Origin of the sequence: Mesorhizobium sp. M7A.F.Ca.US.014.04.1.1, from assembly GCF_003998745.1 — a bacterium.
Lineage (GTDB): Bacteria > Pseudomonadota > Alphaproteobacteria > Rhizobiales > Rhizobiaceae > Mesorhizobium > Mesorhizobium ciceri.
The window spans coordinates 1-6,622 of sequence record NZ_RZRW01000330.1; the positions used below are offsets into that span (position 1 = coordinate 1).

Sequence of the window (6,622 nt, forward strand, 5' to 3'; positions counted from 1 at the left end):
GCTCGGTGAGCAGATACATATGTTCCATGGCCAGAACCGGCAGTTCGACGCCGACCATGCGGCCGATCTCGCGCGCCCACAGGCCGCCGCAATTGACGACATGCTCGGCCTTCACCGTGCCCTGTTCGGTGACGACATTCCAGGTGCCGTCGACCTCCTGCGTCAATTCCACGACGCGGTTGCGCAGCACGATCTCGGCGCCGAGTTTTTTCGCCGCCTTTGAATAGGCGATGGTGGTGCCGGACGGGTCGAGATGGCCTTCGACCGGATCCCACATGGCGCCGACGAAATTGGTCTCGTCCATCAGCGGGAACATCGCCTTGGCTTCGGAAGGGGTGATCAGCTCTGTGTCCATGCCGAGATAGCGGCCCTTGGCGTGGGCAAGGCGCAGGAAGTCCATGCGCTCGGGCGTATCGGCCATCATCACGCCGCCGGTCAAATGCAGCGAGCAGGACTGGCCGGATATCTCCTCGATCTCCTTGTAGAGCTGCACCGTATAGGCCTGCAGCTTGGCGACGTTGGGGTCGCCGTTCAGCGTGTGGAAGCCGCCCGCCGCGTGCCAGGACGAGCCGGATGTGAGTTCAGAGCGCTCGATCAGCATGATGTCGGTCCAGCCGGCTTTGGCCAGGTGGTAGAGAACCGAGCAGCCGACGACGCCGCCGCCGATGACAACCGCTTTTACGTGTGATTTCATCTGGATAGGTCCGTGTTTGAAGAGATTGAATCGGGTGAGCGGGGTGTGAAAACAAAGCGGAGATCGGATGCGGCCGTGTTCTCGGCCAGGCTGCCATCAAGCGCGGCGAGGATGGTTTCACAGGCCGGAGTACGATGTTTCAGGACGTCATGGTTCCAAACACGCAGGATCGAATAGCCCTGGGCACGCATGAAATCGTCGCGGCGGCGGTCATATGAGCTGCCGGCGTGTTGGTGTCCGTCGACTTCCACGACAAGCCAATTTTTGCGGCAAGCGAAGTCCGCGTAGTATGGTCCGATAGAGAACTGTCGCGTGAACTTGTAGCCGCCAAGCTTGCGGGCCTTTAACTCAAGCCAAAGCAGCGCTTCGGCCTGGTTGTCACCTTGCCTGAGTTTTCTGGCTCGCTGGGTAGTGCCCGTTTTGCGACGGCTACGGGTTTCATGAGCGCCTTCCCCCACTCCGTCGCCGCTTCGCGACGCCACCTCTCCCCCCTCCGGAGGGAGAGGAAGGGTGCCAGCGTGCATAAGCTCGCGCCTTTCCTCTCCCCCGTCGATCGGGGGAGAGGTGTCGAGCGCAGCTCGACGGAGTGGGGGTCGACCGTTCATCAACAATACTGCCGATCAAAAATCGGTCGGCGCGCCGCCTTCGGACCGGCGCTTGGCGACGAAGGCGTTGAGTTCCTCGCGGATGGCCGGGTCCATGTAGGGCTCCTCATAGGACGCCAGCCGCTCCTTCCAGACCTTGTTGGCCTTTTCGAGCGCCGTCGGCGAGCCGGCTTCCGCCCAGGTCTCGTAATTGCGCCAGTCGGAGAGGATCGGCGAGTAGAAGGCGGTCTTGTAGCGGTCCTGCGTGTGCTGGGTGCCGAAGAAATGGCCCCCGGGGCCGACCGACTGGATGGCGTCGAAGCCGAGTGCCTCTTCGGAAAGGTCGAGCGGGGTCAGGAATTCGGCCACCATCTGCAGCAGGTCGATGTCCAGAATGGTCTTCTCGTAGGAGCAGCGCAGGCCGCCTTCGAGCCAGCCGGCGGCATGCATCATCAGGTTGCCGCCGCCCTGGATGGCGCCCCACAACGAGAACACGCTTTCATAAGCCGCCTGCGCGTCGACCGTGTTGGCGGCGCAGGTGTTGGAGGTGCGGTAGGGGATGTTGTAGCGGCGGGCAAGCTGGCCGCCGACGAGCTGCGCCTTCATGTATTCCGGCGTGCCGAACGCCGGTGAACCGGACTTCATGTCGACATTGGAGGTGAAGCCGCCATATCCGACGGGGGCGCCCTTGCGCACCATCTGGGCGAAGGCGATGCCGGCAAGCGCCTCCGCGTTCTGCTGCACCAGTGCGCCGGCGATGGTGACAGGCGCCATCGCACCCGACAGGGTAAACGGCGTCACGACGACGACCTGGCCCTTGCTCGACATCTGGATGATGCCTTCCATCATCGGCACATCGAGTTTCAGCGGCGAATTGGTGTTGATGATGGTGAAGACGGACGGCTCTTCGAGCATCTGCTCGTGGCTGATGCCGCGCGCGATCCTGGCGATCTCGATGCCGTCGACATTGCGCTCCTTGCCGAGCGAATAGATGTGGAACACCTTGTCGGTGAGCACGCTGAGATCGCGGATGCATTCGAGATGGCGGACGGATGGATGGATATCGGTCGGCTCGACCGGGTAGCCGCCCGTGCAGTTCAGAATGTTGTGCATCTGCGCGAGCTTGAGGAAGTTGCGGTAGTCCTGCTGGTTGCCGGGCCGGCGGCCGCGATCGATGTCGGAGCAATTGGGCGCCGACGCCATCATCGAGACGATCACATTGTTGCCGCCGAAGCGCACATTGTGCGCAGGATTGCGGGCATGGATGGTGAATTCCGACGGGCAGTGCGACACCAGGTCGAGGATCATGTCGCTGTCGAAGCGCACCCGCTCTGAGCCGTCACGCACGTCGGCGCCATGCGCCTTCATGATGCTGCGGGCCTCATCATGCAGCACGTCGACGCCGATTTCCCGCAGCACGCGCAGGGAAGCGAGGTGAATCGATTCCAGCTCGTCGTCGGACACCAGCCTGGTTGGCGCCAGCGGGTTCTTCAACTGGCGAAAAGCCGGCTGCTCGAACGCGGCTGAGCCGCCGGCGCGCTTTCCAGCGCGGCCGCCGCGACGGGCGCGGTCGGTGGCCAATGCCGGTTCTGAGGGTTGTAGGGCGGCGGTCATGATGGTCCTCGTGGGATGCGATAGCGGGCGGCATAATGGACCGGCGGCTGTCCGGCCATTGCGGAGGCGACGACCACTAGGGCGAGGGAAGCGACATGCCGGAACGGCAGGTGCCCGGCCGCGACATCGGCTTGATCAGGTTGCCGCGTTGGAGCAAGCGGATTTCGGTGGCCGGCCCTTTCCTTCCGGGGATCGAACCGATAGCTACTTGGCTTGCCGGCCTGATGGCCAGCAGTTCATCTGGATGGCAGCATGGTCGCGACCGGCTCGAGCGAAGGCGAAGCAGGAACGCAATGGGCAGCGCTTGCCGGCGTCACCGCGGCACTTGCCATGTTTGGCGCCGCGCAAGGGCTGAGCTCGCCGCTGTTCACATTGCTGATGCAGAAGCAAGGCATGTCGCCGGCGCTGATCGGCCTGTCGGCGGCGATGATGCCGCTCGGGCTGATCCTGTCGGCTTCCTTCGTGCCGGCGGCGGTGCGGCTGGTCGGCGGGCGCAACCTGGCGGTCGGCTGCTCGCTGATCGGCGCGCTCTGCTTCCTGGGCATCGGCTATCTGCAGGACTGGGTGGCGTGGTTCGTCATCCGCTTCATCATCGGCGTGGTCATCAATCCGCTTTATATCCTTGGCGAGGTGTGGGCGCTGTCGCTGGCACCGCCGTCGCGGCGCGGCCGGGTGATGGGCGTGTTCAACACGCTGATGGGCGCCGGTTATGCCGCCGGACCATTCGCGCTGACCCTGCTCGGTACGTCGGGCTGGGCGCCTTTCATGGTCGGCGTCGCCGGCTTCGCGCTCTGCGCGGTGATCCTGCACGCCGTCTCGGCAAAGCTCACCGGCTTCGAGGATGACGGCCAGCCTGCCAGCGGCCTTGTCGGGTTTGCCAAAATGGCGCCGGCGCTGCTGCTTGCCGTGCTTGTCTCGGCGGCGGTCCAGCAGAGCACCTATGCGCTGGTCCCGGTCTTCGGCGCCAGCTATGGCCTGGCGGAAGCCGTTCTGGCCTCGCTGGTGATGGCGCTTTCCCTCGGCAACATCCTGCTGCAGATACCACTCGGCCTTCTGGCGGAGCGTTTTGGCGGCCGCGCCATGATCATCGTCTGCGCACTGGCAACAACCGTTTGCGCGCTTTTGCTGCCTCTGCTGATCACAACGCCGTTGATCTGGGTGGTGCTGCTGGTGATGGGCGCGGTCGGTTACGGCGTCTACACCATGGCATTGGTCGAACTCGGCAGCCGGTTCAAGGGCTCTGTGCTGGTCGCCGGCAACGCTGCCTTTGCGCTGATGTGGGGCGTTGGTGGCATCGTCGGCCCACCCGGTGCGGGCCTGCTCATGCAAGGCATCGGCCCACTTGGGCTGCCGGTGGTTATTGCCGCTCTCGACGCGGTGCTGGTGATGTTCGCGCTGTACCGCTCATCCATGCGCCGAGCTTCCTGATAAGCCCAACCTCCTGACAGGCCCAACCTCCTGACAGGCCCAGCCTCCTGACAGGCACTGTCTGGAGCAAGCAGTTTTCGCCCGCCAGGGGCTTACCTCTGCGCAACTCAATCGCTAATCCTGCAGCCCGACAGCGGTGCGTACATGAATTTGGTTGAATCGAACAAGGACGAGACGATGCAATGGGCGGCGATCACCGGTGTGATCGCGACCGTCTCGGTGTTCGCCATCGCGCAAGGGTTGTCCTATCCGCTGCTGAGTTTCATCCTGCAGCGCCAGGGCGTTTCGCCAGCGATGATCGGCTTGTCGGCGGCCATGACGCCGATTGGCTTCATTCTGTTATCGCCGTTGATCCCGGCGCTGGCCCGCCGATTCGGGGCAGGGCGCACCGCGCTCACCTGTGCGGCCCTTTCGGCTGTCGTGCTGGCGCTGATCGGCTGGACGCAAAATGTCTATTTGTGGTTTCCCCTGCGCTTCCTGATCGGCGTCGTGACCAATCCGCTCTATGTGCTGAGCGAGATCTGGGTGATCGCGCTGGCACCGCCGGCCCGACGCGGCCGCGTCATGGGTGTCTATTCGACGATCATCTCGGCCGGTTTCGCGACCGGGCCACTGTGCCTGCTTGCAGTCGGCACTGAGGGCTGGCCGCCCTTCCTCGTCGGCATTTTCGCCTTCGTGCTGTGTGGCATTTGCCTGGCCTCGGTGCTGCCGCGTTTGCCCAAGGTCGACGAGGCCGGGCACCAGGTTTCCGTCCTGGGTTTCGTGCCGCTGGCGTGGCTGCTTTTGTTCGCCGTCATAGTCGCCGCCGGCTTCGAACAGGGTGCGCTGGCGTTGCTGCCGGTCTATGGCACCCATCACGGCATCACCGAAACCCGCATGTCGGCGCTGCTGTCGGTGATGATCGCCGGCAACATCGCCATGCAGGTGCCGCTCGGCCTTTTGGCGGAAAGGCTTTCCGCGCGCCTGGTGCGGCTTGCCTGCGTCGCGATCACGGTGCTCGGCTGCGTCCTGCTTCCGCTTCTCATCGAGTCGCCGCTGATCTGGCCAATGATCTTTGTCTGGGGCGCGGTTTCCTACGGCATCTACACAATGTCGATCATCGAGCTCGGCGAACGCTTCACCGGCTCCGCACTGGTCGCCGGCAATGCGGCCTTTTCCTTGATGTGGGGGGTCGGCGGCATCGCCGTGCCGCCGCTGGCGGGGGGCGCCATGGATGTTATGGGCGCCGGCGGACTGCCGATCACGCTTGGGCTGCTGTGCCTGGCGCTGGCCATTGCGAGCCTCGCTGGTCGGCGGAAAGCCTCAATTGTGCGCTGAACATGGTGAATATCGACGGCCTGTCGGCGTTGGCTTTTTCAAAGCAACGCGTTTATCGGAGACCTCATGACCAAGCCTGCCACCCAGACGCCGAATTCCGCCCCCACGACCGACGATCCCTTTCTCTGGCTGGAGGACAGGACAGCCAAGCAGTCATTGGACTGGGTACATCGCCAGAACGAGATCACGGTTGGCGAATTGCAGGGCGATCCGTCCTATCAGGCGTCGTTCCAGACCGCGCTCGACCTGATGACGGCCGAGGACAACATCGCGGTCGGCGCGGCAAAAGCCGGCCATGTCTACAATTTCTGGCAGGACAAGACCAATGTGCTCGGCCTCTGGCGCCGCACGACCGTCGCTTCCTACAAGACCGAGAAGCCCGACTGGGAAACGATCATCGACTTCGACCAGCTTGCGGCGGAGGAAGGGATAAAATGGGTTTTTGGCGGCGCCAGCCGGCTCTATCCCGACTTCAACCTTTGCCTTGTCTCGATGTCGCCGGATGGCGGCGACGCCAGCGAGATGCGCGAATTCGACATCGCGACCAAGTCGTTTGTCGAGGGTGGGTTTCGTGCACCCGCTTCCAAGTCGGGTTTCAGCTGGCTGGATAAGGACACCGTGATTGTTTCGGCCGCTTTCGACGAGGCCGACAAGACCGAGTCCGGCTATCCGCGAATCATAAAGCTGTGGAAGCGCGATACCAAGCTGGAAGACGCAACGCCGATCTTCGAGGCGCAGAAAGAGGATCTCGCCGTTGGTGCCGCTGTCGAGTACGACGGTGACAGACGCTATCTGGTCCTGGCTCGAACGCTGAATTTCTTCGCTTCGCACATCTTCCTTCGGCTGCCTTCCGGCGAAAACAAACAGCTGCCGCTACCGGACGACATGACCGATACGGCAATATTCAGGGATCAGCTCGTGTTCGGCGTGCGCAGTGCATGGACGGCGCCCGACGACACGGTTTGCAAGCCCGACGGTCTTTATT

5 protein-coding genes and 1 pseudogene are annotated in these 6,622 nt (G+C 63.4%); 3 read left to right on the forward strand and 3 right to left on the reverse strand.

Annotation, left to right across the window (positions count from 1 at the left end):
* From EOA22_RS20880 to EOA22_RS20890, 3 genes are all read right to left on the reverse strand, one after another.
* On the reverse strand, positions 1–694 hold a 694-nt coding region (locus EOA22_RS20880; protein ID WP_164755690.1), incomplete at its 3' end, for an FAD-binding oxidoreductase.
* On the reverse strand, positions 691–1,176 hold the full coding sequence (locus EOA22_RS20885) for a DUF559 domain-containing protein (protein ID WP_127224122.1): 486 nt from the start codon (positions 1,174–1,176) through the stop codon (positions 691–693). The genes EOA22_RS20880 and EOA22_RS20885, both read right to left, overlap by 4 nt.
* 138 nt (positions 1,177–1,314) lie before the next feature.
* Positions 1,315–2,892 carry a trimethylamine methyltransferase family protein gene (locus EOA22_RS20890; RefSeq protein WP_024501293.1) on the reverse strand — a complete coding sequence of 526 codons (1,578 nt, stop codon included), beginning with the start codon at positions 2,890–2,892 and terminating at the stop codon, positions 1,315–1,317.
* A 252-nt stretch (positions 2,893–3,144) separates the two neighbouring features.
* Here EOA22_RS20890 and EOA22_RS20895 point away from each other — a divergent pair, with 252 nt between their 5' ends.
* From EOA22_RS20895 to EOA22_RS20905, 3 genes and pseudogenes are all read left to right on the forward strand, one after another.
* Complete coding sequence (locus EOA22_RS20895) at positions 3,145–4,320, forward strand: MFS transporter (RefSeq protein ID WP_127390192.1); 1,176 nt, start codon at positions 3,145–3,147, stop codon at positions 4,318–4,320.
* A 144-nt stretch (positions 4,321–4,464) separates the two neighbouring features.
* Positions 4,465–5,637: an MFS transporter gene (locus EOA22_RS20900; RefSeq protein ID WP_063168191.1), complete on the forward strand. Its 1,173-nt coding sequence runs from the start codon at positions 4,465–4,467 to the stop codon at positions 5,635–5,637.
* Positions 5,638–5,703: 66 nt separating this feature from the next.
* Positions 5,704–6,622: pseudogene (locus EOA22_RS20905) on the forward strand (prolyl oligopeptidase family protein); the annotation flags it as partial.

Bases quoted from the DNA above. Each gene is read 5' to 3' on its own strand.
- EOA22_RS20895 (WP_127390192.1), top strand. From the start codon at position 3,145: ATGGTCGCGACCGGCTCGAGCGAAGGCGAAGCAGGAACGCAATGGGCA.
- EOA22_RS20890 (WP_024501293.1), bottom strand. From the start codon at position 2,892: ATGACCGCCGCCCTACAACCCTCAGAACCGGCATTGGCCACCGACCGC.
- EOA22_RS20900 (WP_063168191.1), top strand. From the start codon at position 4,465: ATGAATTTGGTTGAATCGAACAAGGACGAGACGATGCAATGGGCGGCG.